Genomic DNA, 26,594 nt, shown 5'->3' with positions numbered 1-26,594 from the left:
GATGCTTCCCTCCTTCTTTATAATTTAATCGTGACGTTAGACAGTTCACTGTAAAATTCGAAACTATGAGACCCGCCTTCACGGCCGATGCCACTGTGCTTCATACCACCAAAAGGTGTGCGCAAATCACGCAAATACCAGGTATTCACCCAGATAATTCCCGCCTCTATTTTAGAAGCGACACGATGCGCTCTCCTTAAATCATTGGTCCAGATCGTTGCCCCCAGTCCGTAATGAGTATCATTTGCGTGCTCCAGTACTTCTTCTTCCGTTTCGAAAGGCATGACCGTTACCACAGGACCAAAAATTTCTTCCCGTACACAACGGGATTCACGCGTAACTCCTGCAATAATTGTCGGTTCAATGAAAAAACCCTTTTCAAACTGTCCGGCTCTTCTTCCTCCAGTTAATATTTTCGCTCCTTCTTCTTTCGCCAGGTCAATGTAACTCATCACTTTTTTATAATGTTCTTTTCCTATTACAGCTCCTACTTCCGTTTCGGAATCAAACGGATCCCCGACTTTTAATTTTTTTGTTCGCGCGACCATCTTTTCCAGGAATTCGTCATACAATCCTTGCTGAACATAGATTCGTGATCCACATAAACAAACTTCACCTTGGTTCATGAAGCTTGATTTCAATGTCGTTTCGATTACTTCATCAAGATTCGAGTCTGCAAACACAATATTCGGATTTTTCCCGCCCAGTTCAAAAGAGATTTTTTTCAACGTGGGCGCTGCAGCTTTCATAATCGCCGTTCCCGTTTTTGTTTCCCCAGTGAATGTTATCGCATCGACGTCCGGATGCTCACTTAGAGCAGCCCCAGCTGAATTTACACCATATCCATGCACAAGGTTGACAACTCCATCGGGAACTCCCGCTTCCTTACAAATCTCCATTAACTTTGTCGCTGTCATCGGCGTCAGTTCAGCCGGTTTCATAACCGCTGTATTGCCAGCTGCCAGGCATGGTGCCAATTTCCATGTCAACAATAGCAAAGGTAAATTCCAAGGATTGATCATTCCTACCACTCCTACGGGCCGCCTAATGGAATAATGAAGTGCAATGTTGTTCTGATTGAAGGATTCATTACCAAGTGTAGTGATATAGTCCGCAAAAAAGTGGAAATTGTGAGCTGAACGCTTGATATCCATTTCCAGTGCAAGGCTATATGGTTTCCCTGTATCAAGGGTCTCCAACATTGTCAGTTCTTCTTTCTTTTCCAAAATGAGATCGCCGATTCGCCTTAGAACCGCAGAGCGTTCATTATCGGTAAAAGATTTCCAAGGACCTTTAAGCGCATGTCTTGCTGCAGAAACAGCCTGATTCACCTCCTCTTTACCTCCTTCTGCAACCCATCCAAGTATTTCTTCCGTTGCGGGATTGATATTGTCAAAAGTCTTGGATTGATCTGGATTCAGGAATTCCCCGTTAATAAAGTGACGGCAATCTATTGATTTAGTTGTATTTATGCTATCTTTTGCTGCTTGCATGAAACATCCCTCTCCCTTTATTGAGACACCCGCTCATTTCAAGTGCCTCAATCTTGTATTTCCACAATCATTTCAATTTCAATTGCAGTGTTATTTGGAAGCTGGGCCATTCCCACTGCTGACCGAGCATGTTTACCCCTCTCTCCAAATACGGTCACAAGCAGGTCTGATGCGCCATTCAATACTTTGGGCTGTCCTGTGAAATTTTCGGCTGAATTAACCATTCCGAGAATTTTGATTACCTTCTTCACTCTGGATAGTTCTCCAAGCTCATCCTTCAGTACCCTTAGAAGATTAATCATTGACTGCCTCGCTGCCTGATACCCTTCCTCTTCCGTCAGCTCTTTGCCAAGCTTGCCGTGATATTCATCAACACCTTGTCCGGATGTGAAAATCAAATTTCCCACCCGGACGTGGCTAACGTAGTTGCCGACCGCTTCCCTTGGCGGCTCAAGCATGATTCCAAGTTCTTCAAGGACTTGTTCGGGTGCTTTTATCTGTTTTTCCATGCTTCTCCCCTCGTGATTCCAAATTTAAAAACCTCAGTGCATTTCTCCCTAGAAGATTCGCTTTCACTTCATCTGATAGATTTAGAGTGTCATCAATTACTTGACCTGGGGGCTTTTCTCTCAATAAAAATGGATAGTCGGAACCCATCAGCACTTTCTTATATCCAAAACGGTCAATCAGATACTGAATATTCCGGGTATCATAGTTCAGTGAATCGAAATAAAACTTTTGCGCATAGTAGCTTGGCGGCATTGATGTTTTTCTTAAATCAGGCCATACTTCCCATCCCTGATCGATCCGCGGTAAAATATATGGAAATGAGCCTCCGCCATGTGCAAAACAGATTTTCAGATCCGGGAACTTTTCCATGACGCCACTCCATAAAATGCTTGCTGCCGCCAATGCCGTTTCACTCGGCATCGCCACTGTATACATGAGGTTATGCCGTTCCGTTCGGTCTTTTGCCATTGTCTCCCATGGGTGTATAAACAGTGGGACATTCCACTTTTCAGCCATTTGGAAGAATTCCAATAAAACAGGAGAATCCAGATTTTCTCCATTTACGTTAGTACCGATTTCGATTCCCGCCATACCAAGCTCAAATTTACAGCGTTCCATTTCCCTGATTGCCACTTTCAAATCCTGAAGCGGTACAGTACCGAGACCGATGAACCTGTCTGGATACCTGTTCACAGTCTCAGCAATGAAATCATTCTGGAGCTGGGACATGTATAGCGCCTGGTCAATTGGCGCCCAGTATGAAAATGTCACTGGCACCGGTGAGAGCACCTGCATATCGACTCCTTCCGCATCCATATCCTGAATGCGTTTTTCAGGGTCCCATACCTGGTCAGTCACTTTCCTGAACAGTTTTCCGCTTACCATGATATCCGCCCCGCAAGAACATTTCTGCTCTAGCACTGGCCAGCGTCCCTGACCAAATTTACCGGTTAAGTCTGGCAGGTCCAACGGAAGAATATGTGTATGAAAATCTATTCGCATTTCCAAGCCTCAACGTTTTCTGACATAACATGACCGCATTCACTACAGGTGCGAAGTTCCTTACTTCCGTTGAAAGCCTCGATCGCCTCTTTCACCTGGACCTCAATATTCGTCAATTGGATCGTAACTTTGTACATCTCATGGTTACAATTCCCGCAAAACCAAACAAAATCTTCAAGCTCATCTTTAGCACGCTTGCGCTCTATGACAATGCCGTAAGTATCAGATACACGATGAGGAGAATGAGGTACATCAGCGGGCAGCATAAACATTTCCCCCTCTTTCACCTCCACTACTTCACGGTCCCCGCTTTGGTTGATGCATTCTACATAGCAGGAGCCTTTTATCTGATAAAACAACTCATCAGAAGGGTCTACATGAAAATCACGCCGATAATTCGGACCACCAAGAAGCATGACAATGAATTCGGAATCTTCCCAAAGCACTTTGTTATTAACCGGCGGTTTCAATAAATTTTTATTGTCTTCAATAACTTTTATTAGATTTAATGATCTAGCCTGTAATTTTGAAGATTGAGCATATCCTTTCATAAATAAACTACCTCCATTTTTCTTAATAGTCCGAAAATTCACATTAACGACATATAACCTACTTGTTTTGAAATCATTTGTGCCGATCGTATTACAGACTGAATAATTCTCGTTTTTTCTTTCCCAATCATATAATTTCGATCCCCGACAAGGTTAAGTGCTGCAATAACTTGGCCATTATAGGATTTAATGGGTGCTGCAACGCCATATAAACCATAATCATTTTCATCATCACTAATCGCAAATCCTTGTTTGCGGATGTCCTTTAATTCTTCATTCAATTGGTTGATGCAAGTAATCGTGTTAGTTGAGTGCTTCAATAGCCCTTTTGCAAGCGTAGGCTGAATAAAGGATGGGTTAAAGGCAAGTAATACTTTCCCGCTGCTCGTACAATGAGCTGGTTTTCTTGCTCCTATATATGTGGTCATATGCTCGGCATGAGGGGACGACATTTTCATCACAAACCTGACTTCGCCTTCGTGAAACATACCGATGTGAGAATTACCTTTAAATTGCAGGACAAGATTACTGATAATTGGACCTGCCTCATAATGAATATCCTGCTGATACATGACTTTACTGCTCCACTCAAGTAACTTCCATCCAAGCCGGTACTTTCGATCTTTGCCTTGGATCAGCATCCCTTCCTTGCACATCGTTTTCACTAGATGATGAGATGAGCTTGGACTCATATTCAATTTTTCAGCTATTTCCTTATTTCCAAGTGCGGGTTCTTCATTAGTGAATAAATCAAGTATCTTTATAAGCTTCTCAACGGACGAAATCATGACGGCCCCCCTCCCCATTCAACTATTAAAATTACTGGTTAACCGCATCTATGGCTACTTGCATCGGTTTGTTAAGCACTTCATCAACCATGTTAAAGTTGTTGTTTTTCTTATATTTATTATAAAAAATGGCTCTTTTCCGTACTGGATCTCCCGTGTAATAGCGCTCGTATTGAAGGAGGCGCTGTCCAAACGCTTCCCCGCATAAATCCCAAGCAAGTTTAAACACGCGAACGCGCTCTTCCGCTGAAACCCCGCTACGTCCTCCATAATATTTATCGAGATCAATGCGCAATTCGGGATTATCAAAGTCGGCCCCTGTCGGAGACATCAACAGCCCTCCAGCTCCAATGGTCTGGATAACCTCTATGGCACGTGGATACATCTCCGGAAGGAAACCGCGAATCGTTTCCAATGCATCCGGATTTGGCCGGGCCTCACCGTAGTCATTAATCGTGTACTCATATTCCGCTACCCGAAGCAGTGAACGGATGACTTCCACAGATTGAACAAGTTCACCCAAATCACGCTGTACATGCAGGAATCCATCGACTCCGATAGAGTCTGCCACTTTACAAGCGACTTCAACGGCAAATGCCATTTTAATATATCCACGCACGCCTGATTGGTGAGCAGGCTGTTCAGCGATTCCCGTCATTGGATACAAGCGGTTTGCCGCCTCCACATTGTTGTATAAGAAGACACGATTCCAAGGAACCAGAACATCATTAAATACAAGCAGGGCATCCATTTCCTCATAGCGGGAGGCCAGTGGATGGTCAAACATCGAGCGTGTTCCGTCCTGCATTGGTTCCCGGCAGATTATGCGCAGTCCAGGCGTATCGATCGGCAGTGCAAATGCTACCGCATGACGTTCATCCCCTGGTGTGAATCCTGGGAAAGAATAGATAATCACCTCATCTGTAATCGGTGCCAGCGTTGCTAACATCTTTGCACCCCGAACAAGTATCCCTTCTTCTCTTTCCTCAACAGTCCCTAGGTGGGTATATGTTTCTTTTTGTTCATGAGATTGCTTGCTTCGATCATTTTGAGGATTAATGATTGCATGCGTCAAGAATAAATCATTGTCACGAATATAGGCATAATAATCCTTGATGTTCTTAGACCAGTCTTTGTTGTATTTATCAAGAAACCAGGAATTATGTGCCATGGAAGTGACCACGACATTTAAAAAGTCAGGCGTTCTCCCCATTAGCCCATATGTCATCCTTGCATACACTTCAAATAATTTACTTCTTTTTTGCAGATCCTCCGATGTCTTCGGGAATAAGAAAGCATTGTTAACACGTTCACCAGTCTCTTTGCAAATGTGGGTGATTTCATCTTGATATTCCGGGTCATGTTGAATGTCATACAACTTCGCAATTTCTTGTATCGGCTGCTTAAAAATTGGCTCATTATAAATATCCTCAACCACTCTTCCACCAAGCCAGACTTCTGGCTTTCTCGATTTAATTCTATTAATATATTCTTCACCGGTTTTAATGCCCATAAGAATCCCCCTCATTTTACAAGTTGTTTAGCAGACCCCATATTCCCTTGATAAAAAGTAAGCGCTTCCAAATCTTCGAAATGTAACTCCTGGATCTCACCGATGAACAATACATGATCACCAGCCTCAAACTCTCTCCATGGTTTGCATTCCATCCAGGCAACACTTCCATTTATTTTTGGCGTAATCCCCTTGTTATCCCAGTCAATTCCAAGTGTGTCCTGTTTACTGCCCGCAAATTGCCATGCAATGGATTCTTGCTCATCCGACAAAATATTAATGGTAAAAGATTTATCTTTCAAGCTAGTGCAGGCTTTTGCTTCTTTATGAATCGAAATTAAAGCAAGCGGGGGATCCAAGGAAACCGAGGTGAATGAATTCACAGTAATGCCCTTTTGAACTTTCCCATCAAACCAGCTCACTATTGTGACTCCGGTTGGGAATTTACCAAAGCAATTTCTTAACTCACGCCCATCCATCTTTTCACCTCCTACTCTTTTATTATGAATTCATTATAGTAAACTTAATAATTTTAAAAATCATATAATTTCATAATATGAAATTTAAGGAAATTTTTTTAATAGCTCTTTTTAATTGTGAATTATCGTAAAAAAGACTTTCATTACCGCATTACCAAAAATCAGTGTTAAACTATCCATGATCATTCATAATTCCAGCTTAATGAATAATGGTCTTTTTCGACTCGAATATATGAAAGTGGTGAGGGAAGTTTCAATTTTGCGTTCCTTAAGAAAGATCTACCAATTCTTTGTGGATATTCCTTTTAAAAAAGGAGTGGTTTTGAATGACCGTTACGAGGTGAAAACTGTAATCGGTACAGGAAGCTACGGTATTGTTTACCTTTGCGATGATTTGAAAATGAATGAAAATAAAGTGATCAAGCAGCTCCGGAAAAGTAAACGCCGCAGCAAAAAAGAACTGAGACAGTTTGAAAATGAAATCTCCATATTACGAAAGTTAAACCACAAAAACATCCCCAAATTTCACGAGAAATTTTCACATGACGGAAATGTATATTTTGTGATGGATTTTATAGAAGGGGATAATTTAGAAGACCATATTTTCTTGAATCAATTAACGTTCAATGAGAAAGAGTCTCTATTTTTTCTGGATGAGCTGGCCGGTTTAGTATCTTATCTACATGACCATGACATTTGCCATCAAGATTTACGTATTCCAAATATTTTACTTAAGAACCATCAGCCCATTTTGATAGACTTTGGTTTGTCCAAAATGATCAATTCGGCCGATCTCGCAAAAGACTCCGTTTTACAGCTGAAAAGGCAGGATTTTTACGACTTGGGGGAAATACTTCTATATGTACTTTATACGACATACGCTTCCAAAAGTAAAAAGGCTCTTCCTTGGACAGAAGAGCTTTCGTTAGAAAAAGAAACCGTGCATATACTGAAAAGGTTATTAAGCATCCAAGAACCTTATTCAGATATTAAAGAAATCTCAATGGACCTGCAGGCTGCATTGAAGTCAAAGAAATTGAATTAGCTGCTGCTGCCACGCCCCTTTCTCTTGTAGCGGTCACTTCCACTCATGGGATACCTTTTATACCCTCGGCTGCTGCTGCTGCCTCGGCGATAATGACCATGTCTTCGCTCACTGCTTCCTTGGGAAAGTTGTTTGATTTTTTTCATTATTTTCTTCAGCATTTATTTCACCTCTTTTATTTTGGTTTTAAAGCTGGTTATTCATTTAGCCTAACATAGTCACAGTATAAACCTTATTAATAAGTACTATAATTTTTTTTCATTTGTGTTACATTCCATTACTGCTTATTTTTTTCATGGAGTCGGCATATTTCATAGTTGATCAAATGAAAAATGGCCTATAAAAAACAACCAATTAAAGAGACGCTTAATGGCCTTTTCAAAAAAATATCTTGCCTCACCAGATGACAAACCGTTTTTTATCTTTCCATTAAAGATTAACCGGGTTAATTGAAAGTAAAGTAAACAGAAAAAACCTGGCGAACATTGCATCGCCAGGTTTTTTCTTCGTTCATCATTTATTTTACAGCTTCTTTTAATTCCTTACCTGCTTTAAAAGCAGGTACTTTACTAGCTGCAATTTGTATTTCTTCGCCAGTTTGCGGGTTTCTTCCTGTACGGGCAGCACGGTCACGCACTTCAAATGTACCAAAACCAACTAATTGGATTTTTTCTTCTTTAGCAAGTGTAGCCGTGATTGTTTCAAACAATGCATCCACAACTTTTTTTGCTTCGTCTTTTGTCAGTTCAGCTTGTGCTGCAACACTGCTCACTAATTCTGTTTTATTCATATGAACACCTCATCCTTTTATTTTGTATAAAGTATGTAGAGAAGACAACATAACATATCTTGTATGCCTCTGTCACTTATTATGGCTAAATAAAAGGAATTGTAGCTCTAAATTGATCTTTTTTGAAGTTAAAAGGGCTTTGATTAACATTAATTTTCTGCAGTTTCCAGCTGCAGCCATTGATAGATGGTATCCATATCAATGTTTTCCTCCAAATGGGATGCCAAGAGATTGTACGCTTCCTCCCTACGCTCCGAGTCGCTTTGGACGTTTTCCTTCACTTCTTCCAACCCCTTGTTCCGTCGAATTTGGTTAACTAGTAATCTAGTGAACAAGCGATTATGGAATATCCCATGAAGATATGTTCCCATTACTTTGTTGTCATTGGAAATGGCTCCATCCTCTCTTCCATCCTTCAATAAAAGAAAGGGCCTTACTTGCGACTTCAATGTCGTTCTGCCCAAATGTATTTCGAAACCGTTAAGATTCATTTGACCTTCCATTATCCCGGCAGAAAGGACACCTTCCATTTGTACCGTTTTCTTTTCTGCTTGAAATACGGTTTCCACCGGAAGAAGCGAGAGCCCATCTGCGTTCTCACCGTCACCTTCGACCGCGTCAGGATCGAAAAGTTTAGTCCCTAGCATTTGAAAACCGCCGCATATGCCAAATATCATCGTTCCTTGTTTCCGCAATTCATTGATGGCCCGATCCATCCCCATACGATTCAACCACTTTAAATCTTCCATCGTGTTTTTTGTACCAGGCAAAATAAGCAGATCGGGATTACCTATCTCATGGACACTGCTTACTAGGCGGACACCTACTCCGGGTTCATCAAAAAAAGGATCCACATCTGTAAAATTGGAGATCCGTGGAAATCTCAAGACGGCTACATCGATCGGAAACTCAGCCTTTTTAGGTTTTTTAAAACGCAAGGAAGAGAGGGCAAGTGAATCTTCCGCTTCAATATTCACGTCAAGATAGGGCAGCACCCCGAGAACCGGAATCCCGGTTTCCTTTTCGACCCATTCAATGCCATCGTCCAACAATTCACGCATGCCACGAAATTTATTGATGATGATCCCCTTTACACTATCTCGTTCATCTTGATCCAATAAAGCAAGTGTGCCGATGATGGACGCAAATACTCCACCACGATCAATATCGGCCACCAAAATGACAGCCGCATCCGTGAGTTTAGCCATTCGCATATTCGCTATATCCCGGTCCTTAAGGTTAATTTCAGCCGGACTTCCTGCCCCTTCGAGTACGATGATGTCATAGTCTTCTTGAAGTTTTTCGACCGATTTACGGATGATGGGCATGGCTTCCTGGACAAATTGGGACCGATAGCTTTTTGCATTCATATCAAGAAAATGCTTTCCGTGCACGATGACTTCCGAAACCATATCCTGCTTAGGTTTCAGTAATATCGGATTCATATCGGTCGTTGCCGTGATCCGTGCTGCTTCCGCCTGTACTCCCTGAGCCCGTCCGATTTCACCGCCATCCAAGGTTACATAAGAATTCAAAGCCATGTTTTGTGATTTGAATGGGACGACACGTAATCCTTTATTGGAAAATACCCGGCAAAATGCCGTACAAATCAAACTTTTCCCTACATCAGACGACGTCCCTTGTATCATGATGGATCGTGCCTTCATTACGCTCACCCCCTTAAAACTCTAATCCTTTGACAGCGCCGATGCCCTCGTCATAATAATGCTTGGTCGCCTCAATCGTTGAAACCAAATCGGCCATTTCCATAAGCTCTGGCTTGGCATCCCTGCCGGTAATGACTACATGCATATGAGCGGGACGATTTCGAATCGCATCGATGACTTCAGTCAATGGCAAGACATCTTCAATCGGGAATTTGGAAATCGCCAATGCATTGTTCAACTCATCCAAAACAAGTAAATCAATGCCGGGATCACTAAGGGCCAGTCTCGCCTTTTCCCAAGCCAACGATAATGCGTTGCGATGCTCTTCTGGAGTTTTGGTCCATGTAAAACCAATACCTAGCTGCTCCATTTCAACTCCTAATTTTTTCAAAGCCAATGCTTCCCCATATGTACGCTCTGGAGATTTTATGAACTGAAGGTATTTGACATTCATTCCTCTGCCGATTGCCCTCAAAGTCACCCCTAATGAGGCAGTCGTCTTCCCTTTCCCGTTTCCTGTATAAATAAGCATTAATCCTCTGCGTGCCACTCACTCACCTACCTTCATAGCCAAACTGTTTTTTCTATGTATGAAGTCCTTTTAGTAGCAGGAACCGGTTGATCGCCTTTAGGGTATCCGACAAAAATGGTGCTGATCACTTTTTTGTTTTCCGGTGAACCGATAAATTCGTGCAGGCGTTCATCCCTGACAAGACCCACTCCTCTAGTGCGCCAAACGAAGCCGAGACCAAGTTCTTTTGCGGCAAGCCACATCGAATGAACGGCACAACAAGAAGCAAATACATTGTCTTCGGATGAATCTGGATCATCAGGCAAAATATCGGCAGTCACGACAATTATTAGCGGTGTCGTCTTTACAACTTCCAGTGAACTTTCAATCAATTTTGGTTTGGTCGGGAAGCGTTCATGTAAATACCTTTCTGCCAATCTTTCATAACGGTGCTTCGCTTCTCCCTTGATTACATAAAAACTCCAAGGTTCACGCAATCGGTCGTTAGGGGCATAGGTAGCCGCTTCCAATAGCTGCCTGATTTTTTGGTCTTCCACTTCTTTTTCTTCGTAATTCCTTATTGCCCTGCGTTCCTTCAATTCTTGAATGATGGACATTCCGACTCATTCCCTTCAATTATGGACTTTGAATCAATCACTCTTTCAAACCATTGGATTTTTTCTCTTAATTGGACGACATCCCCTACTAGAAAGATTGATGGATTTTGAATTTCTTCTTTTATAGCCTTCAAAGAAATCGAATTCAAAGTACCGGTAATCGTCCTTTGTTTATCAGTCGTGCCCCATTCAATGACAGCCACTGGCGTATTGCCGTCCCTGCCATGCTCCATCAATTTTTCACAGATAAACGGCATATTACCTATTCCCATATAAAAGGCGATGGTATCGATGCCCTGAGCCAATGCCTGCCAATTCAGGTTATCCTGCCCCTTGTAATCACGGCCATGGCCTGTCACAATCGCATAACTTGAGGCATGATCACGGTGGGTCACCGGGATGCCCGCATAAGCCGGTGCTGCGATTCCCGCTGTGATTCCTGGGACGATATCATATTCAATCCCGTTAGCAGCCAGTATCTCTGCTTCCTCACCGCCCCGCCCAAAGACAAACGGATCTCCACCCTTCAGACGGGTAACGTTTTTCCCCTGTAAGGCTTTTTCCACTAAAAGTTCATGTATTTCATTTTGAATGAGATGATGTTTCCCTGGTGATTTCCCGCAATACACCAGTTCTGCATCTTCTTTTGCATAAGTTAATAATTCTGGATTGACAAGCCTGTCATATGCAATGACATCCGCCTTTTGGATACATTCCAGTCCATATACCGTAATCAGTTTCGGATCTCCGGGACCCGCACCGACCAGATGAACTTTTCCCGGTTTCATGCTCGCGCCTCCTCTTAATCTTCGTAAAATATCTTTTACTTGTTGATAGTTTCATGGGCAGATCTGTTTTTTTGTTTTAAGCAAGCATCGATCCAGTTCTTTGCAAGTGTTGGATTGGAAGCAAAATGAAAGTGAGTATACCCAGCAACAAGGTTACCCAATACACACCCCTCTTGTTTCGAACCGAATCTGCCTTTGGCTTCATAAGCATGTGTAAGATCATCATCCGCTTCGAATGTCGAGTAGTGGAATTCATGTCCTTTTGCCTGCTCCATTTCATTGATCAAAAAATTGCCTGGAGTTCCTGTAATTTCTCGATACCCAAGTGCTGCAAGTTTTTTCTGCATTTTAATCCTGCCCGGTATAATACCTGCCATCTGATGCGTTTCTTTGGAAGTTGTTTCAATCGATTTGCTCAAAAACATGAAACCGCCACATTCCGCTAGAGTCGGCATCCCCTTTTCAATGGAGCTTCTGATAGATTTGATAGCACCCACGTTACCGGAAAGTTCAGCTGCAAATTCCTCAGGAAAACCGCCTCCAAGGTATAAACCATCAGCATCCAATGGAACTTCATCCCCTTTTAATGGAGAAAAATACTTGATGTTCGCCCCAAATGCTTCAAGCAACTCAAGGTTTTCCTGATAATAAAAATTGAAGGCTGCATCTTTTGCGACGGCAATGCACACTTCCTTTTCATTTTGGGGTTGAAATATATTTGAGTTTCCACTGGAAACGGAGCTTGTCTTGGATAAACGGTACAACTGATCGATATCGATCGTTTCCATGACTAATTGTGCAAGCTTATCGAAAAACGGATTTAGTTCCCCGCGTTCAATAGCAGGAATTAAACCCAAATGACGGCTTGGAATATCAATATCCATTTCCCGCTTCATATAACCCAGCACCGGTACATCACACTCTTGCTCAATGGCTGATTTGACAATTTTGTAATGCCCTTCACTTCCCACTTGATTGGCAATTACACCAATGATGTCCGGACCGGTCGAAAAGTCCTGAAATCCTTTTACGATGGCAGCTGCACTCCGTGCCATGCTGGCACAGTTGACTACCAACAGGACAGGGCTTTGCGTGATGATGCTGATTTCAGCCGTCGATCCTGTATTGGATAAAGGACTTTTGCCATCGAAGAAGCCCATGACTCCTTCGATGATCGATATATCAGCTCCGGTACCTGCTTTGGTAAGAATTTCTCGGACAGTGTCATGTTCGAACATCCAACTGTCAAGATTGCGTGAAATCCGTCCTGTAACGGCTGTATGATAAGTAGGGTCAATATAGTCAGGACCACATTTAAACCCTTGCACAGTATAGCCTTTCTTCTGGAGGGCTGCCATGATTCCGATGGTCAATGTCGTTTTACCGACACCGCTTCCGGTACCCGCAATTACCAATCTTCTATCGTTCATATTACTTCTCCCTCCTTAAAAAGGAATGATCCCCACTGAAATGGTTACGTTCCCCGATTTTTTCTTAACCAGCTCCAATTGTTCAGCTTTAGTATAAATCCTCACAGCCGGTTCACTTACACCATATGCACCCGTGTATTTAAATACTGTTTCTGATGGCGCTTCGATTTTAACTTGATTAAGCTCTTCCGGTTCAAAATGCACGAATTCCCAGCCATATTTTTCGACCACTTCAATCAAGCCGATTTCGTCTTTCTTTAAGGAAATTGTACAGATCGCTTTAACGCTTTTTAGGGAAAATGATAATTCCGCTAGTGTTTCTGCAATCACCTGCTCAATTTCAGCTGCCGCTGTTCCCCTATTGCACCCGATACCGAGAGCAATGACTTTTGGACGATATACGATCCCATTTTCAAGGATCCTCTTTTCCGACTGGCTAAGAATACGGTGAGTTACGACCAGCGCTGCTTGCGGCTTTGCGTGAAGCGCTTCTTCAATGGATGGATATACGATTATCCGTTCAGGTAATGCCGTTTCATAAGTCCACCAATTCCGTTCACCTGATTCCTGTACAACGGCAACATGCTCTTCATTTACAACGGACGCACTTACTGGCGTCAATTTTTCTGCAGAATCCCAAATCCAGCCGAAGCGCTGGCCGAATAAGTCGACAGGAATCGTTTTTTGTACATCTGAAGCGGTGGTGATTATAGCTCTTGCGTCAAGGGCTGCAGCAATTTCCTTAGTCAGTTCATTCGCTCCTCCCAGATGCCCTGACAGTACACTGATAACATTTTCCCCTTTATCATCAATGACAACGACACCCGGATCCGTTTTCTTATCCTTCAAAATTGGTGCAATCATCCTGACTACTGCGCCGAGTGAAATAATTAAGATGATTCCTTTATATTCCTTGAATAAAGCTGGTAATAGCATACGGACACTGCCCGAAAAAAGCTGGATCTGTTTATGCTCTTCGTCCCCTTTTTCAAACTTGCTCATGTAATATAGATCGGAATTCGAAAAAGCGGTATGTAATTTTCGTGCCAGCTCGACACCATGCTTTGTAATCGCCACGATCGCATAAGTATGAGACCGTTTAATGGGAGCAAGTTCCGCTTCTTTCAGTTCAATGATCATGGCTTAACACCTTTTCTGAAACCGTGGGTAAAACTCGCATCATATAATTTGGAACGGTATTCATCTTTATCATGAATGGTAGGGTCTAACGCCCATCCAGCCAAAATCATCGCATGCTTGCGGATACCATTTTGACGCATATCATCATCCAAGTTCACTAACGTGGTACGAACGATTTTTTGGTCCGGCCATGTTGCCCTTTGAATGACTGCTACCGGAGTATCATCCTTCCAACCGGCTTCCTGGAGTTCTTTAACGATTTTTTTGGTCAAGGTCGCACTCAAGAAGAGGGCAATCGTACAGTGGTGACTTGCCAAATCACGTAGCTTCTCAAATTCCGGAACAGGCGTACGTCCTTCAGCCCTCGTCAATATGAGTGTCTGAGTTAAATCAGGGATGGTCAGCTCTGCTCCTATTGCCGCTGCTGAGGCGAATACCGAACTTACGCCAGGGATCACCTCATAACCAATACCCTCTTTCTTCAAAAGGACAATTTGTTCCATGATTGCACCGTACATGGCAGGATCACCTGTGTGGATTCTAGCAACCATCTTTCCTTCTTTAACACGCTCAACCATGATGCCAACAATTTCCTCCAAATGCATTCCAGCCGTTTTTAGCACCTCGGCCTCGGGTTTTGCCTTTGCAATCAATTCTTCATTCACTAATGAATCCGTATATAAAATCACATCAGCCGTTTGGAGAATGTTCAATCCTTTTACAGTAATCAAATCCGGGTCACCCGGGCCAGCACCTACAATATATATCTTCATTTTCTCACCACCATCAATGTTAAGTATTCTAGTTCAAGTCCTTCCAATTCACTCACTTTCCAAATCACTTCTTCATCCGAAGTGACTTTGGTTACGACCGAGGCCTTTTCAAGTAAGTCCAAATCTTTTAAAACGGTAATCATTAAATCGATGACCTTTGCGACTTTGATGAACACAACTGCATCATGATCTTCTATCGCCTTCTTCATCGCTTCATAGTCATCCCTTGCAGGAACTATCGCAACATGATCATCACCATCAGCCAAAGCGATGCCCAGCCTTGACGCTGACCCATTAAACGAAGAAATGCCCGGGACTGTCTTGATTTCTACTTCGGGATGCAACTCCTGCATCAATTTCATCATATGTATGAACGTACTATATAAAAGCGGATCGCCTTCCGTAACGAAAGCAACATCTTTACCTTCATTTAATTTTTGCCAAACTTTTTCAACCGTTCCGTTCCATTCCCGATCCAAAATCGCTTGATCTTTCGTCATCGGAAAAACTAGTCCCAGCATATCCTTCTCTTCAGGACGAATGTAAACTTCAACAATGCGATGGGCGTAGCTTTTACTCCCTTTTCTTTTTTTTGGATACGCAATGACCGGAGATTCCTGAATCACGCGAAATGCCTTTACTGTAATAAGCTCTGGATCGCCCGGGCCCACGCCAAGGCCATATAATGTACCAAGATTACTCATTCATGTCTTCCTTTCGTTGTGCAGTAATTATATACACCGGATTAAGCGGAACAAATCTGTTCATTCCCAATATTGGCTTACTTCTGGAGATTTGGGCATGCATGATGGAAGTGTGAAAACCAGCTTCAGCAAATGCCTCATTAGCCCGGTAAAGATTCTCAATCGTCGCAGCATTTAGAACGATCCTGCCGCCTTCTTTTAGCCGTTTGCAGCATGTACTGATTAGATCTACCATTTCGCCGCCAGTCCCTCCAATGAAGATTGCATCAGGATCCGGAAAAGTTTCCAGTCCCTGCGGAGCTTTTCCATGAATAGCAGTTATATCAGTACGGAATTTACGCTGGTTTAAATAACAGTTATCTAAATCAGGCTCATTTTTTTCAATTGCGAAAATTTGGCCTTCGGATGCAAGCTTGGCCGCTTCAATTGCCATTGAGCCCGTACACGTCCCAACATCCCAAACGGTGCTGTTTTTCCGGAGTTTCAACGCATGCAGGCTTAATACCCGAATTTCCTTTTTGGTTATGAGGCCTTTATCCGGTTTACGCTGCGAAAATTCTTCATCTTCTATCCCCAAGGACCAGCTTGGACCTTCTGATTTTCTTTTCAAAATGACGACATTCAACGGGGAGAATTCCCGCTCCATCATTTCTTCAAGTTCATACCAGCCAGAGTCTTCGGTTTCTCCTTGAAGATTTTCAGCCACAAATGCCCGGTATTCAGTCATTCCGAATGAAATGAGATATTTAGCAAGTTGATTTGGACTATTTTCGATGTCAGTAAGCAAAGCTACTTTCGCTTTTCCATCAATCCTTTGGGCCAGCCCTTTCATACTGCGGCCATGAACACTAACTAGGAAGGCATCTTGCCAGCTTTCACCCATTTTTGCAAAAGCAAGCTGAATTGAACTGAAATATGGGTAAACCTCTATGTTGATTTTGCTAGAAAGATAGCCTCCCATTCCATAAAACAATGGGTCACCGGAAGCTAAGACAACTGTTGGACGAGTTTCATCCTGCAGTTGTTCCACCACCTTTTTCAAACCGCCCTTTATGACAATCTTCTTGCCAGTATAGTTCGGGAAAAACGATAAGACCCGCTCACCTCCGACCAGCACTTCACTTTCTTCTATCCATTGGGCATATTGGGGCAGTAAGCTTTCCTGACCGTTATCCCCTATCCCGATTAATTTAATCGATTGACTCAATTCCAACAGCCCTTCCCAGTAATTGTCCTTTCAACGAATAAATCGCCGTTTCCATTTCAATTCCGCCCTTCACTTGCTTTATGGCAGAGTGACAGCAGGATTCACATAGTTTATTAAAAAAATCAAAATTATTTATCGCTGACATCATGTCCCCGACTTGTGACGCTGTGTTTGCATTCTTGATTTCAAGAACAAGATCATCTTCAGCTCCGACGCTTTGGGCTATTTCCGATAGAAAACCGAAGTCGACCGGCGCACTTTTTGAATGCACCATCATCACACCTTGGGCCACTTTGGAGAATTTCCCCATCATGCCGACCAATGATACCTTTTTAATTCCTTGCCTCTTACATTGCTTAAGTGAGAAGCCCACAAAGTCACCCATTTCAATAAAGGCTTCCTCAGGTAAATCCTGGAGAAGGCCCATCGCATACTTTTCACTGCGCCCGCCAGTAGTTAAGACAAGATGCTCGCACCCACTCGCTTTGGCGACACTGATAGCCTGGACGATGCTTGCCATATAGGCTGAACTGGAAAAAGGGACGACAGTGCCCCTTGTTCCTAAAATAGAAATGCCCCCCACAATCCCTAAGCGGCCATTTAATGTTTTTTTCGCTATTTCTTCACCTGCTGGCACGGAAATGACGACTTTCACTCCTCTATTGATCTTAAATTCTTCCAATGTTTGTTTCACAGTGGTTAAAATCATTTTGCGCGGTACAGGATTAATGGCCGCTTCTCCTACAGGAACAGGAAGCCCGGGTTTGGTCACACGACCCACACCTATCCCCCCATCCAGGATAATCCCAGGTGCATCAGACCAGCTGACAGTAGAGATAATATGTGCCAGATGGGTGGCATCGGGATCATCTCCGGCATCTTTGATCGTTTCAGCACTAACCGCATTTTCCGATATATCATATTTCTCAATAGTGAAAGTGGCATCTCGCCCGATGGGCAAGGAAATCGTGGCTTCCTCAAGTGCATCCCCCGTGATCAATGCAGTCAATGCCGCTTTAGTCACGGCAGTCGAACATGCCCCTGTCGTATACCCATGACGCATTTGTGAGGGGTCTTTTTTTACTTTCTTTTCCATGATTTTTAACTATCAGCTAAAAGGGAAATCGCGTTCAATGCAGCAACAGTGACAGTACTTCCACCTTTTCGGCCAATATTCGTAATGAATGGAATTTCCGTGATCTTAGCGAGTTCCTCTTTCGATTCTGCTGCAGAAACAAACCCAACAGGCATTCCAATGATTAAGTCCGGTTTTGCAATCCCTTCTTTAATAAGGCGAATGAGCTCAAGTAAAGCTGTAGGTGCATTGCCAATGGCATAAATGCCCCCTTCATTTTCCTTTACGGCTTTTTGCATCGAAATGATCGCCCTTGTCGTATTCAAACGTTTTGCTTCGACCATCACATCCGGATCTGAAATATAGCAATGAACGTCCCCGCCGTGTTTTTGAAATCTTTTTTTGCCTGTACCGCTCTCGATCATTTGCACATCCGCAATGACATGTCTACCTTTGCGAATTGCTTCCACACCAGCTTGAATGGCATTTGGATGGATGATGACACTTCTTCCCAATTCAAAATCCGCTGAAGCATGAATGACCCGGCGGACGATCTTCCATTCATCTTCAGAAAAATCATGATTGCCCATTTCTTCGGCTATGATCGAGAAGCTATAATCATATATTTTGTCTGGGTCTACCGTTAGTGGTTTAAAATCCGTTTTAAAATCCATCTTGCATTCCTCCTATTTTTCATTTAGCTGTTTATTCAACTCGGCGATGACATGATCAAAACTGGAATGAACATTTTGATAGTCAACATCCGGTCGCGATATCATAATCGTTTCTATTCCACATTCCAACGCGGCTTCCAATTTCTCATCAACCGCACCGACCTTGCCACTTTCTTTCGTTATCATCAATGTGACGCCATACTGTTCATATAGAGCTTTATTTAATTCTTTGGAAAATGGACCTTGAATCGCAACGATATTTTTTTGTTCAATGCCCAGCTGCGCACATTTTTCCATATTGTCCATGCGTGGCAGCATTCTCGCTATGACTCTGGTATTCTCGAGCCCTAGCAATTCTTTTGCGAACACGGCTAGGGTTTTACTTCCGGTCGTGAGCATGATGACTCCCCGTTTCGCAGCGGCAAGTTTGGCAGCTTCTTCATAATCACGGACAACTATCAATTTATCATTCTGAAACCGTTGACTTTCACGCTCATAACGAATATAAGGGACATTTGCTGCCTTTGCTCCGTTAAGGGCGTTTTTGGATGCTTCTTCGGCAAATGGGTGACTTGCATCAACTACAGCCTGAAAACCTTTTTCAGAAATTAAAGATGTCATATCCTCTGCAGTTAATCGGCCAATCCGGGTGGATATGCCTGCATCTTGCAAACTTTTAGCCGCCGACCCGGTTACAACAGTTGCCAAAACCTTGAATCCCACCTGCTGCATCTCAATAGCTAATTCCCTTGCATCACTTGTACCCGCCAAAAACAATATCATTTTGACGTCCCCACCACTTGCCCATCGTGATCGTGGTGATGGTCGTGGTCGTGATGGTCGTGGTCATGATGGTGATCGTGATCGTGGTCGTGATGGTGATGATGGTGGGCATGCCCATGTTCCTCGACATGTTTACGATAGTTTTCCAAATCACGTGCCCCGCTTGATCTGCCTTCACTAGCTTCAATTACACGTTCTTGCAGAATGTTCTGTAATGTTGGATGATACCCAAAATACTTCGCCAAAATGAATTCTTGATCTTGATATAGCTCTTGATAGCCTTTCAGCATATCCTCCATTCTTTCCATCAACACCCCTGTGAAGAGGAAATATGGCAGCATCACTACTTTTTTTGCCCCTAAGCGAGTGCATCGCTCAATGCCTTCATCAACGTGCGGGTCCGTTACACCCATGAAAGCTGTTTCGACCCATTTAACGTTTAATTTTTCCCATAATAATCGTGAAATTTTATATATATCACTATTTGCATCAGCATCACTGCCACCTCGGCCAATTAGCAATATTGCTGTCTCAGCATGTTCAGAGGTTGTATCGAATCCCGCTTCCTCAAGACGGTCTGTCAGGATTGTCAATACATCATGGTGGACCCCGATCGTTTGGCCATATGTGAATTTCACTTCTGGATACTTTGTTTTCCCATCTTCTATTTCAGCTGGGATATGTAATTTCGAATGACCTGCATGCAACAAAATGATCGGTATGACGATAACTTCAGTAGCCCCTCGTTTTACACAATTATCAATGCCTTTGGATATATTCGGTGCCGCAAATTCCAAGAAGCACGTTTCTACAAGGAAGCGCTCATCCAATGCCGGAATCATATTTTCAATAAAATGAAGGACTTCTTCGTTTCCCGAAGCCAAGCGGCTTCCGTGTCCTACGAACAAAACTGCTTTCATTTACTTTCCCCCTCTTGATTAGTCTTCACAAGGCGCAGGCTCTATGTTTATTTTTGGAGCGATGTCCTGATAAGAAAAATTCTGTATCTTTTTCGAACGTTTGAAGTATTTAAAAAGCCGCTCATTTGGATGGGCATTTTGCTTATACTCCGCGACAATGTCCGTAATCAGTTCAACAAGCTGTTCCGGTTCAATGCCTTCCGCAACCGGCTGACCTGGATGGGCTGTTCTTCCAACCGGTTTAGCTCCAAGAAATAAGTCGAACTTCCCTTTTCGGAAGACAATCCCGATATCATCCATCACAGCACTATAACAAGCCATCCCACACCCATTAAAACCGATGTTAAGTTCCTTGGGCATTTTCATTCCGCCAAGCACCCGATGTATTTCATCCGCATAAGGAATGGATTCCGTTTTTTCACCATCACAGAAATCACAGGCTTTTAATGTCAGTACATCTCCAATCGGCGATAATAGAAAGTTTGCTGATTGCAATTTCCCCGTAATGACTTCCGGATCCGTTGTCGGAATCTTTAATACGATTTTATGATTTGGCGTGTATTCCATCGTGCCCTTTTCCCCGACAACTTCCGCAAGTGTCATCATTTGTTTGGGAGTGAATTGTTTATTCGCCACACCTGGACTAACGGCAAGTTCGAATACCGACTCCATTTTTTGCTGAACAATTGGCTCAATGGATTGCTGAACGGTTTGACCCTTGACTCTTGACAGTGCTTCCATTGCCATTTCAAAGGAAGCTGGCTTCTTTTCTGGTGCTTTTGTAAGTAATCCAACTCCTCCAGCGGATTCGATGAAGACTTCTTGCACAGAATCGGCTTCTTGATCTAATGCCCACGGTTCCGCTTCTTTTTGCAGACGCTGATGCGGCTTCAATGGTTGCTTTTCCGAATTCAAAGTATATTTCCTCTGATAGCCTCTTGGTGTGATGATTTTGTCATCATATAAAAAGGTGGATGAATTACCAATAATGACGGTGGTCAACATTCCAATATCGTGATTCAACATATCTTTCAAATTGGTTATGACAATATCCTGCCTATCGCGATAAGCACTTTTCACCAACCCGACAGGTGTATCGGGCGAACGGTAGCGAAGGAGAATGTTCTGTGTTTCAACAATTTGCCTCGTCCGCCTGCCGCTGCGCGGATTATACAGGGCAATGACAAAGTCTGCCATTGCAGCTGCTTCAACCCTTTTAGCGATCAGTTCCCAAGGAGTTAAATGATCACTGAGACTGATCGTACACGAATCGTGCATGACTGGTGCCCCAAGTAAAGATGCACAGGAGTTGATTGCCGAAATGCCAGGAATGACTTCAATGCCCACTCCAGTTTCTTCTTTCCAGCCTTTTTCAATCAATACTTCATAAACCAAGCCAGCCATTCCGTAAACTCCGGCATCCCCGCTGGAAATTACCGCAACTTTCTTACCCAGCTCCGCTTGTTTCACTGCTTCCTGTGCACGTGATACCTCTTCAGTCATACCCGTACTAATAATCGTTTGATCTGTGAGCAGTCCCTGAATGAGTTCAACATAAGTTTTATAACCAATGATGTAGTCACTTTCTTGAAGGGCTTCGACAGCACGTTTGGTAATGTGTTCAAAATTCCCTGGCCCAAAGCCCACGACGAATAATTTACCGTTTGTACTCATTAAGACATCTCCTTTTTACGCTTTGTTCTTTGAAATACCCGTATGAGCAGGAAAATCTGGATTCGGTGTCATTTCCCCATCATTGAATTGGTAGATCATTTGTGGAACAAACTCCCCATCATCAATATGGCTGACAATCTGGCGACCGAAATCAGGCGTTTCCACTCGATACCAGTTTCCTTGAGGATAGGCAATCACAACGCAGGCATCCTTACATCTTCCGTTACACCGTGTCCTGGTTGTATGGATTTTCAAATCCAGTCCTTTGGAAGCAATTTCATCGCGAATCGCTTGGGTTACTTCTTCCCCGCCCTTCTTCATGCAGCTGCTTCCATTACAAATCAACAGATGTGTATTTGTACCCATTAAGTTCCAAGTAGTCATCTTCTTCCTCCTGCGTTCAGGGAAAAGGCAAAATAAAAAACCTTAACATAAGAGTCAAGGTTTAAAAAAACTATATGAATGAGGAGCCCCAGGCAAGAATGCCCAATCTCCCAAAATCGTCATAGTCCTTCTACCTTTCCCTCCGAAAAGTATCATGCAATTTTAAAAGCAGGTTTCCTGGCTTACGCTTCATTTTACTTTGTCCCTTCCCGGCAACAATGCCAGTGGCTATCGACAATTTCATCAGCGTTTACAGTAGCGGGGGCTGCATCGGATTTTCACCGATTTCCCTATTATCCCTTGCTTATTCACACAAGAGCACTTTTAAAATATAATATTTGGTTTTAATATACATTTCTAACTAACTTTATCTATCATATAACAACTTTATCAAAATTCAATAGTTTATTCCGACTGTTTAGAAAAGTTTAATAGTGTATATCCTTCCCACAAGCCTTTCCTTGCAACAAACTTAGTCAAAAAAAAAATATAGTGTAGCTGGAATTATTTCTTTATGGTACACTATACGAGAATTTTCTAAATAATTACATAAGTTTTATGGTGTTGAATTTTTCGGAATTCAGCTTAAAAGGGAAGCCGGTGAAAATCCGGAGCGGTCCCGCCACTGTAAAGGGAAGTCCTATTACTTTAACTTTAATCCACTGTCAAATTAGATGGGAAGGATGTAATGGGATGATGAACCAAAGCCAGGAGACCTGCCATGAAGCGTGAAACTGTTTCAACCTACGAGGATGGGTGTGCGGATCAGGCAGAAAGGCCCATGGTTGGTTTATGCTGCAAAATTCCTGTTCATTACGCACTTCTTTCCTTTGAGAGAAGTGCTTTTTATGTTGGGCGCGCCTTTCTTCTCAAGATTGATCAGAAAAATTAAAAGTGTTGAAAGGAGAAAGAATGAAAAGAACCAATTGGAAAATTATTTATTTTGTCATTTTACTGCTTTTTGTCCCAAAAAGGGCAATGGCCATGCATATCATGGAGGGCTTTTTACCCATTGAATGGGCTATATTCTGGTGGGCCGTTACCCTTCCATTTTTAATCTTGGGTTACCGGTCCATTAGATCCAAAGTAAGGGAAAACCCAGAAACAAAAATGATGCTTGGCCTATCGGGTGCATTTGTATTCATTTTATCGGCCCTAAAGATTCCTTCCGTTACGGGAAGTTCTTCACACCCTACCGGAGTTGGTTTGGGATCCATTTTATTCGGACCATTGGCCATGAGTGTCGTTGGCTCCATCGTTCTATTATTTCAAGCTGTTTTACTGGCTCACGGAGGATTGACGACATTAGGGGCCAATGCATTTTCCATGGCCGTTTGCGGACCGTTCATTGCTTACTTCGTCTTCAAGGGCGCAACTAAATTGGGGTGGTCTTTTTCACTTGCCGTTTTCTTGGCAGCTGCTTTTGGAGATTTGGGAACCTATGTGGTGACTTCCGTTCAACTTGCTCTTGCTTTTCCATCCGAGGTAGGAGGATTCATGGCCTCTTTCAGTAAATTTGCAGGGATTTTTGCCCTGACCCAAATTCCCTTGGCAATCAGTGAGGGGTTATTGACAGTCGTCGTGATGAATTTCTTAAAAAAATACAATCTAGGCGAATTGAAATTGCTGCGAGTTTTATCTAAGGAGGCCCGTTAACATGAAAAAAAGTTTACTGCTGCTTTTCCTGGTCGTCATTCTTGCTACCATACCGTTAATCACACAACAAGGAACGGAATTTGGCGGTGCCGATGGCGAAGCTGAAGAAGCCATCACTAAAATCCAGCCGGAATACAAGCCATGGTTCAACAGTATTTGGGAGCCGCCAGGTGCAGAAACCGAAAGCTTATTATTTGCGCTGCAAGCTGCAATCGGAGCTGGTTTCATTGGTTATTTCATAGGTGTAACGAGACAAAGAAATAAGCAAACCAAACAAGAAATTCCCGAAAAATCGAATCATGTTACTCATTGATAAATATGCCTATTTCAATGGGCTAAAGGATGTACATCCGTTGGAAAAGATGGTTTTTGCACTCTCCCTTTTGCTATTTTCGTTAACGGTAAGGGATATGACCGTTTCGCTCATCACTTTTACGGTGATGAGTGCTTTAATCATTTTTGGGGCAAAAATCCCGCTTTCTTATTATCTTAAATTACTTCTATTACCAGGATTTTTTATACTATCAGGAACAATTACCATCCTTTTTTCTTTTACAAGCAAATTTACTTCGATTTCGAATATATGGTGGTCCTGGAAGGTCGGGAACTGGCAAATTTTCATCAGCGATGACAGCATAGGTACAGTGATCAATTTGATCACTGTCGTATTAGGCAGCATCAGCTGTTTATATTTCCTTACCTTGACTACACCCATTACCGTCATCCTATCGGTGATGCGAAAACTTAAAGTGCCTTCCTTATTGGTCGATTTAATAGAGCTGACCTATCGCTTCATCTTTATTTTTTTAGATACAGCTTTGGCCATTCACCAATCACAAGCTTCACGGCTGGGGTATGGTTCGTTAAGGAAAGGCATTCGATCTCTCGGATTACTAATCTCATCATTATTTTTAGGAGTATTGCAGCGCTCTGGACATTTGACGATGGCCATGAACGCAAGAGGCTATCAGGAGAACCTTTCCTATATCGAGGATACTTACACCTATTCCTCACGCAATTGGCTGATCGCGATTGTAATACTAGGAAGCTTAATCTTTATTAATGGATTTTTGTAAATTGGAGGCAAACCAAGAATGGACGAGCATATTTTTCATATAGAAGGCCTCACCCATCAATTCGCAGATGGAACGTTCGCTTTAAACGATCTTTCGCTAACGATTCAACATGGTAAAAAGATAGCGTTATTAGGCAATAATGGTGCCGGCAAATCGACTTTATTCCTGCATTTAAATGGTCTTTTACAACCTACAGCAGGAAAGATCAGATTTAAGGGCAAGAAAATGAAATATGACCGTAAAGCATTATTATCATTACGAAAGCAAGTCGGGATCGTTTTTCAAGATCCCGACTCGCAGCTCTTTTCCGCTAATGTACAACAGGATATATCGTTTGGACCGATGAATTTAGGTTGGGATAGAAATGCAGTCCAGGAGAAAGTAAATTGGGCAATGGCTGAAACGGAAGTAACCGAACTGAAAGACAGACCCACCCATTTTTTGAGCCTAGGGCAAAAAAAACGTGTCGCCATTGCAGGGGTACTCGCCATGGAACCCGATGTCTGGCTCTTGGATGAACCTACCGCTGGATTGGATCCTTATTTCTCAAAGCAGATCATGGCTCTGCTGGACAGTATCCACCACCAGGACAAAACGATAATCCTGTCAACTCATGATGTTAATTTAGCTTATCAATGGGCTGATGAAGTCGTGGTCATGAACGATGGTAAGGTCATATACCAAGGGGACCCCGTATCCGTTTTCCATGATGAAGACGTTTTGCTGCAAGCGCATCTGGAGAAGCCGTGGGTTTTTGAAATGTTTCAAGCCCTTCATCAATCAAGGGAACCTGCAGAACGGGACCTTTTCCCAAGAACGAAGGAAGAATTGCTTCAATTGTTGGAGACTGAAAGTATTTATTAATCAAGCATCCCCTAGTTCTTGTTTCATCCAAAAACTAGGGGATCAAACCGATATATCTTTAAAATAACAGGCGATAATTCTTGTTCCTAAAAAACAAAAATCTTATTATTTATTACTTTTCTTCCTCAGTTCTTTCTTTTGCAAGCTCAATATCTCTTCCGTTTACATCATCAACGACTGCTTTTATCTCGCCTTCCGCATAAGTATCCGATACTTGTTCGTGGGTTGTAGCCAGTCCAGAGGATAAATTATCTTCCCGTTTATAATCACTAACATCATATGTTCTTCCGGCAATTTCAGAAGATTCATTTTTTGATTGCTTGCTATCCATTTTTTTCACTCCTAGTTTTTTTAATTGTCCAATCATCCATTGACAGCAGTATTAAAGACAAAAGTATTTTGTGTAAAAACTGAAGCAATATTCAATAATGATAAAAAAAGGAGGGAAAAGGGAAAAAAAAGCTTACAAGTAAAATCCCC

The 26,594-nt window shown here is 42.6% G+C and carries 30 protein-coding genes and 2 riboswitches; of the genes, 6 read left to right on the top strand and 24 right to left on the bottom strand.

Annotated features, from left to right (window positions below):
- Positions 1-17 precede the first annotated feature (17 nt).
- Genes MKY17_RS11855 through MKY17_RS11825 form a run of 7 tightly spaced genes read right to left on the bottom strand, consistent with a single transcriptional unit; the run spans position 18 to position 6,336 of the window.
- Positions 18-1,493 (bottom strand): aldehyde dehydrogenase, encoded by a 1,476-nt coding sequence (locus MKY17_RS11855; RefSeq protein ID WP_098371868.1) that lies wholly within the window; start codon positions 1,491-1,493, stop codon positions 18-20.
- A 47-nt stretch (positions 1,494-1,540) separates the two neighbouring features.
- On the bottom strand, positions 1,541-2,002 hold the full coding sequence (locus tag MKY17_RS11850; protein ID WP_098371867.1) for a RidA family protein: 462 nt from the start codon (positions 2,000-2,002) through the stop codon (positions 1,541-1,543).
- Positions 1,965-3,011, bottom strand: a complete 1,047-nt coding sequence (locus tag MKY17_RS11845; RefSeq protein ID WP_179891083.1) for an amidohydrolase family protein — start codon at positions 3,009-3,011, stop codon at positions 1,965-1,967. The genes MKY17_RS11850 and MKY17_RS11845 overlap by 38 nt, the downstream gene beginning before the upstream one ends.
- Positions 2,996-3,556 (bottom strand): 3-hydroxyanthranilate 3,4-dioxygenase, encoded by a 561-nt coding sequence (locus tag MKY17_RS11840; protein ID WP_098371865.1) that lies wholly within the window; start codon positions 3,554-3,556, stop codon positions 2,996-2,998. Before MKY17_RS11840 ends, MKY17_RS11845 begins: the two co-directional genes overlap by 16 nt.
- A 38-nt stretch (positions 3,557-3,594) precedes the next feature.
- Complete coding sequence (locus tag MKY17_RS11835; protein WP_098371864.1) at positions 3,595-4,344, bottom strand: IclR family transcriptional regulator; 750 nt, start codon at positions 4,342-4,344, stop codon at positions 3,595-3,597.
- A 31-nt stretch (positions 4,345-4,375) separates the two neighbouring features.
- On the bottom strand, positions 4,376-5,857 hold the full coding sequence (locus MKY17_RS11830) for a 4-hydroxyphenylacetate 3-hydroxylase N-terminal domain-containing protein (RefSeq protein ID WP_098371863.1): 1,482 nt from the start codon (positions 5,855-5,857) through the stop codon (positions 4,376-4,378).
- Between the two features lie 11 nt (positions 5,858-5,868).
- A complete protein-coding gene (locus MKY17_RS11825) occupies positions 5,869-6,336 on the bottom strand; it encodes a flavin reductase family protein (protein WP_098371862.1) in 468 nt (155 codons plus the stop codon).
- A gap of 259 nt (positions 6,337-6,595) precedes the next feature.
- On the opposite strand from MKY17_RS11825, the gene MKY17_RS11820 reads away from it, so the two are divergent.
- Positions 6,596-7,381, top strand: coding sequence for a protein kinase (locus MKY17_RS11820; protein WP_311609721.1), 786 nt, complete (start codon positions 6,596-6,598; stop codon positions 7,379-7,381).
- 517 nt (positions 7,382-7,898) lie between these two features.
- Here the strand turns inward: MKY17_RS11820 and MKY17_RS11815 are convergent.
- From MKY17_RS11815 to MKY17_RS11740, 16 genes are all read right to left on the bottom strand, one after another.
- Complete coding sequence (locus MKY17_RS11815) at positions 7,899-8,171, bottom strand: HU family DNA-binding protein (RefSeq protein WP_098371861.1); 273 nt, start codon at positions 8,169-8,171, stop codon at positions 7,899-7,901.
- A gap of 149 nt (positions 8,172-8,320) precedes the next feature.
- Positions 8,321-9,838 carry a cobyric acid synthase gene (locus tag MKY17_RS11810; protein ID WP_098371860.1) on the bottom strand — a complete coding sequence of 506 codons (1,518 nt, stop codon included), beginning with the start codon at positions 9,836-9,838 and terminating at the stop codon, positions 8,321-8,323.
- Positions 9,839-9,851: 13 nt separating this feature from the next.
- The gene (locus MKY17_RS11805; RefSeq protein ID WP_098371859.1) at positions 9,852-10,388 is read right to left on the bottom strand and encodes a cob(I)yrinic acid a,c-diamide adenosyltransferase; all 537 of its coding nucleotides are present in this window, start codon (positions 10,386-10,388) and stop codon (positions 9,852-9,854) included.
- Positions 10,389-10,402: 14 nt separating this feature from the next.
- A complete protein-coding gene (locus MKY17_RS11800) occupies positions 10,403-10,966 on the bottom strand; it encodes a nitroreductase (protein WP_098371858.1) in 564 nt (187 codons plus the stop codon).
- Positions 10,945-11,754, bottom strand: coding sequence for a uroporphyrinogen-III C-methyltransferase (gene cobA / locus MKY17_RS11795; protein WP_098371857.1), 810 nt, complete (start codon positions 11,752-11,754; stop codon positions 10,945-10,947). Before cobA ends, MKY17_RS11800 begins: the two co-directional genes overlap by 22 nt.
- Before the next feature lie 35 nt (positions 11,755-11,789).
- The gene (locus tag MKY17_RS11790; protein ID WP_098371856.1) at positions 11,790-13,184 is read right to left on the bottom strand and encodes a cobyrinate a,c-diamide synthase; all 1,395 of its coding nucleotides are present in this window, start codon (positions 13,182-13,184) and stop codon (positions 11,790-11,792) included.
- 15 nt (positions 13,185-13,199) lie between these two features.
- Complete coding sequence (locus tag MKY17_RS11785; RefSeq protein ID WP_339201947.1) at positions 13,200-14,324, bottom strand: cobalamin biosynthesis protein; 1,125 nt, start codon at positions 14,322-14,324, stop codon at positions 13,200-13,202.
- A complete protein-coding gene (gene cobM / locus MKY17_RS11780; RefSeq protein ID WP_098371854.1) occupies positions 14,321-15,097 on the bottom strand; it encodes a precorrin-4 C(11)-methyltransferase in 777 nt (258 codons plus the stop codon). Before cobM ends, MKY17_RS11785 begins: the two co-directional genes overlap by 4 nt.
- Positions 15,094-15,801, bottom strand: coding sequence for a precorrin-2 C(20)-methyltransferase (gene cobI, locus MKY17_RS11775; protein WP_098371853.1), 708 nt, complete (start codon positions 15,799-15,801; stop codon positions 15,094-15,096). The genes cobM and cobI overlap by 4 nt, the downstream gene beginning before the upstream one ends.
- On the bottom strand, positions 15,794-17,008 hold the full coding sequence (gene cbiE, locus MKY17_RS11770; protein ID WP_098372007.1) for a precorrin-6y C5,15-methyltransferase (decarboxylating) subunit CbiE: 1,215 nt from the start codon (positions 17,006-17,008) through the stop codon (positions 15,794-15,796). The genes cobI and cbiE overlap by 8 nt, the downstream gene beginning before the upstream one ends.
- Complete coding sequence (locus MKY17_RS11765; RefSeq protein ID WP_098371852.1) at positions 16,992-18,104, bottom strand: cobalt-precorrin-5B (C(1))-methyltransferase; 1,113 nt, start codon at positions 18,102-18,104, stop codon at positions 16,992-16,994. Before MKY17_RS11765 ends, cbiE begins: the two co-directional genes overlap by 17 nt.
- Before the next feature lie 5 nt (positions 18,105-18,109).
- The gene (locus MKY17_RS11760) at positions 18,110-18,757 is read right to left on the bottom strand and encodes a precorrin-8X methylmutase (protein WP_098371851.1); all 648 of its coding nucleotides are present in this window, start codon (positions 18,755-18,757) and stop codon (positions 18,110-18,112) included.
- 12 nt (positions 18,758-18,769) lie between these two features.
- Positions 18,770-19,540: a precorrin-6A reductase gene (cobK, locus tag MKY17_RS11755; RefSeq protein WP_098371850.1), complete on the bottom strand. Its 771-nt coding sequence runs from the start codon at positions 19,538-19,540 to the stop codon at positions 18,770-18,772.
- The gene (locus MKY17_RS11750) at positions 19,537-20,460 is read right to left on the bottom strand and encodes a sirohydrochlorin chelatase (RefSeq protein ID WP_098371849.1); all 924 of its coding nucleotides are present in this window, start codon (positions 20,458-20,460) and stop codon (positions 19,537-19,539) included. The genes cobK and MKY17_RS11750 overlap by 4 nt, the downstream gene beginning before the upstream one ends.
- A gap of 18 nt (positions 20,461-20,478) precedes the next feature.
- On the bottom strand, positions 20,479-22,134 hold the full coding sequence (gene cobJ / locus MKY17_RS11745; RefSeq protein ID WP_098371848.1) for a precorrin-3B C(17)-methyltransferase: 1,656 nt from the start codon (positions 22,132-22,134) through the stop codon (positions 20,479-20,481).
- A 15-nt stretch (positions 22,135-22,149) separates the two neighbouring features.
- Positions 22,150-22,518 (bottom strand): (2Fe-2S) ferredoxin domain-containing protein, encoded by a 369-nt coding sequence (locus MKY17_RS11740; RefSeq protein WP_098371847.1) that lies wholly within the window; start codon positions 22,516-22,518, stop codon positions 22,150-22,152.
- Between the two features lie 149 nt (positions 22,519-22,667).
- Positions 22,668-22,859: riboswitch (cobalamin riboswitch) on the bottom strand.
- 201 nt (positions 22,860-23,060) lie between these two features.
- Positions 23,061-23,257, top strand: a riboswitch (cobalamin riboswitch).
- On the opposite strand from MKY17_RS11740, the gene MKY17_RS11735 reads away from it, so the two are divergent.
- From MKY17_RS11735 to MKY17_RS11715, 5 genes are all read left to right on the top strand, one after another.
- Positions 23,240-23,410 (top strand): hypothetical protein, encoded by a 171-nt coding sequence (locus tag MKY17_RS11735; RefSeq protein ID WP_179086154.1) that lies wholly within the window; start codon positions 23,240-23,242, stop codon positions 23,408-23,410. (Overlaps the previous riboswitch by 18 nt.)
- 20 nt (positions 23,411-23,430) lie before the next feature.
- Positions 23,431-24,174, top strand: a complete 744-nt coding sequence (locus MKY17_RS11730) for an energy-coupling factor ABC transporter permease (protein WP_098371846.1) — start codon at positions 23,431-23,433, stop codon at positions 24,172-24,174.
- A gap of 1 nt (position 24,175) precedes the next feature.
- Positions 24,176-24,487 carry an energy-coupling factor ABC transporter substrate-binding protein gene (locus MKY17_RS11725; RefSeq protein WP_098371845.1) on the top strand — a complete coding sequence of 104 codons (312 nt, stop codon included), beginning with the start codon at positions 24,176-24,178 and terminating at the stop codon, positions 24,485-24,487.
- Entirely contained in the window at positions 24,474-25,250 is a 777-nt protein-coding gene (gene cbiQ / locus MKY17_RS11720) for a cobalt ECF transporter T component CbiQ (RefSeq protein ID WP_098371844.1), read from the top strand. The genes MKY17_RS11725 and cbiQ overlap by 14 nt, the downstream gene beginning before the upstream one ends.
- Positions 25,251-25,268: 18 nt before the next feature.
- Positions 25,269-26,114 (top strand): ATP-binding cassette domain-containing protein, encoded by an 846-nt coding sequence (locus tag MKY17_RS11715; RefSeq protein ID WP_098371843.1) that lies wholly within the window; start codon positions 25,269-25,271, stop codon positions 26,112-26,114.
- 112 nt (positions 26,115-26,226) lie between these two features.
- Here the strand turns inward: MKY17_RS11715 and MKY17_RS11710 are convergent, their stop codons facing one another.
- A complete protein-coding gene (locus MKY17_RS11710; protein WP_098371842.1) occupies positions 26,227-26,445 on the bottom strand; it encodes a YozQ family protein in 219 nt (72 codons plus the stop codon).
- Positions 26,446-26,594: the final 149 nt, after the last annotated feature.

Source organism: Peribacillus sp. FSL P2-0133, from assembly GCF_037975445.1.
Taxonomy (GTDB): domain Bacteria; phylum Bacillota; class Bacilli; order Bacillales; family DSM-1321; genus Peribacillus; species Peribacillus simplex_E.
The sequence above is the reverse complement of the archived record's forward strand: the minus strand, read 5'-3'. Positions and strand labels throughout refer to the sequence as shown.

What these genes read in the sequence shown, in the direction of transcription:
- MKY17_RS11750 (WP_098371849.1), bottom strand. Translation starts at nt 20,460, where the DNA reads ATGAAAGCAGTTTTGTTCGTAGGACACGGAAGCCGCTTGGCTTCGGGA.
- MKY17_RS11825 (WP_098371862.1), bottom strand. Translation starts at nt 6,336, where the DNA reads ATGGATGGGCGTGAGTTAAGAAATTGCTTTGGTAAATTCCCAACCGGA.
- MKY17_RS11810 (WP_098371860.1), bottom strand. Translation starts at nt 9,838, where the DNA reads ATGAAGGCACGATCCATCATGATACAAGGGACGTCGTCTGATGTAGGG.
- MKY17_RS11730 (WP_098371846.1), top strand. Translation starts at nt 23,431, where the DNA reads ATGAAAAGAACCAATTGGAAAATTATTTATTTTGTCATTTTACTGCTT.
- MKY17_RS11840 (WP_098371865.1), bottom strand. Translation starts at nt 3,556, where the DNA reads ATGAAAGGATATGCTCAATCTTCAAAATTACAGGCTAGATCATTAAAT.
- MKY17_RS11740 (WP_098371847.1), bottom strand. Translation starts at nt 22,518, where the DNA reads ATGACTACTTGGAACTTAATGGGTACAAATACACATCTGTTGATTTGT.
- MKY17_RS11785 (WP_339201947.1), bottom strand. Translation starts at nt 14,324, where the DNA reads ATGATCATTGAACTGAAAGAAGCGGAACTTGCTCCCATTAAACGGTCT.
- MKY17_RS11790 (WP_098371856.1), bottom strand. Translation starts at nt 13,184, where the DNA reads ATGAACGATAGAAGATTGGTAATTGCGGGTACCGGAAGCGGTGTCGGT.
- MKY17_RS11735 (WP_179086154.1), top strand. Translation starts at nt 23,240, where the DNA reads ATGAAGCGTGAAACTGTTTCAACCTACGAGGATGGGTGTGCGGATCAG.
- cobI (WP_098371853.1), bottom strand. Translation starts at nt 15,801, where the DNA reads ATGAGTAATCTTGGTACATTATATGGCCTTGGCGTGGGCCCGGGCGAT.
- MKY17_RS11850 (WP_098371867.1), bottom strand. Translation starts at nt 2,002, where the DNA reads ATGGAAAAACAGATAAAAGCACCCGAACAAGTCCTTGAAGAACTTGGA.
- MKY17_RS11760 (WP_098371851.1), bottom strand. Translation starts at nt 18,757, where the DNA reads ATGGATTTTAAAACGGATTTTAAACCACTAACGGTAGACCCAGACAAA.
- MKY17_RS11800 (WP_098371858.1), bottom strand. Translation starts at nt 10,966, where the DNA reads ATGTCCATCATTCAAGAATTGAAGGAACGCAGGGCAATAAGGAATTAC.
- cobJ (WP_098371848.1), bottom strand. Translation starts at nt 22,134, where the DNA reads ATGAGTACAAACGGTAAATTATTCGTCGTGGGCTTTGGGCCAGGGAAT.
- MKY17_RS11765 (WP_098371852.1), bottom strand. Translation starts at nt 18,104, where the DNA reads ATGGAAAAGAAAGTAAAAAAAGACCCCTCACAAATGCGTCATGGGTAT.
- MKY17_RS11830 (WP_098371863.1), bottom strand. Translation starts at nt 5,857, where the DNA reads ATGGGCATTAAAACCGGTGAAGAATATATTAATAGAATTAAATCGAGA.
- MKY17_RS11725 (WP_098371845.1), top strand. Translation starts at nt 24,176, where the DNA reads ATGAAAAAAAGTTTACTGCTGCTTTTCCTGGTCGTCATTCTTGCTACC.
- cobA (WP_098371857.1), bottom strand. Translation starts at nt 11,754, where the DNA reads ATGAAACCGGGAAAAGTTCATCTGGTCGGTGCGGGTCCCGGAGATCCG.
- MKY17_RS11710 (WP_098371842.1), bottom strand. Translation starts at nt 26,445, where the DNA reads ATGGATAGCAAGCAATCAAAAAATGAATCTTCTGAAATTGCCGGAAGA.
- cobK (WP_098371850.1), bottom strand. Translation starts at nt 19,540, where the DNA reads ATGATATTGTTTTTGGCGGGTACAAGTGATGCAAGGGAATTAGCTATT.
- cobM (WP_098371854.1), bottom strand. Translation starts at nt 15,097, where the DNA reads ATGAAGATATATATTGTAGGTGCTGGCCCGGGTGACCCGGATTTGATT.
- MKY17_RS11835 (WP_098371864.1), bottom strand. Translation starts at nt 4,344, where the DNA reads ATGATTTCGTCCGTTGAGAAGCTTATAAAGATACTTGATTTATTCACT.
- cbiQ (WP_098371844.1), top strand. Translation starts at nt 24,474, where the DNA reads ATGTTACTCATTGATAAATATGCCTATTTCAATGGGCTAAAGGATGTA.
- MKY17_RS11855 (WP_098371868.1), bottom strand. Translation starts at nt 1,493, where the DNA reads ATGCAAGCAGCAAAAGATAGCATAAATACAACTAAATCAATAGATTGC.
- MKY17_RS11715 (WP_098371843.1), top strand. Translation starts at nt 25,269, where the DNA reads ATGGACGAGCATATTTTTCATATAGAAGGCCTCACCCATCAATTCGCA.
- MKY17_RS11815 (WP_098371861.1), bottom strand. Translation starts at nt 8,171, where the DNA reads ATGAATAAAACAGAATTAGTGAGCAGTGTTGCAGCACAAGCTGAACTG.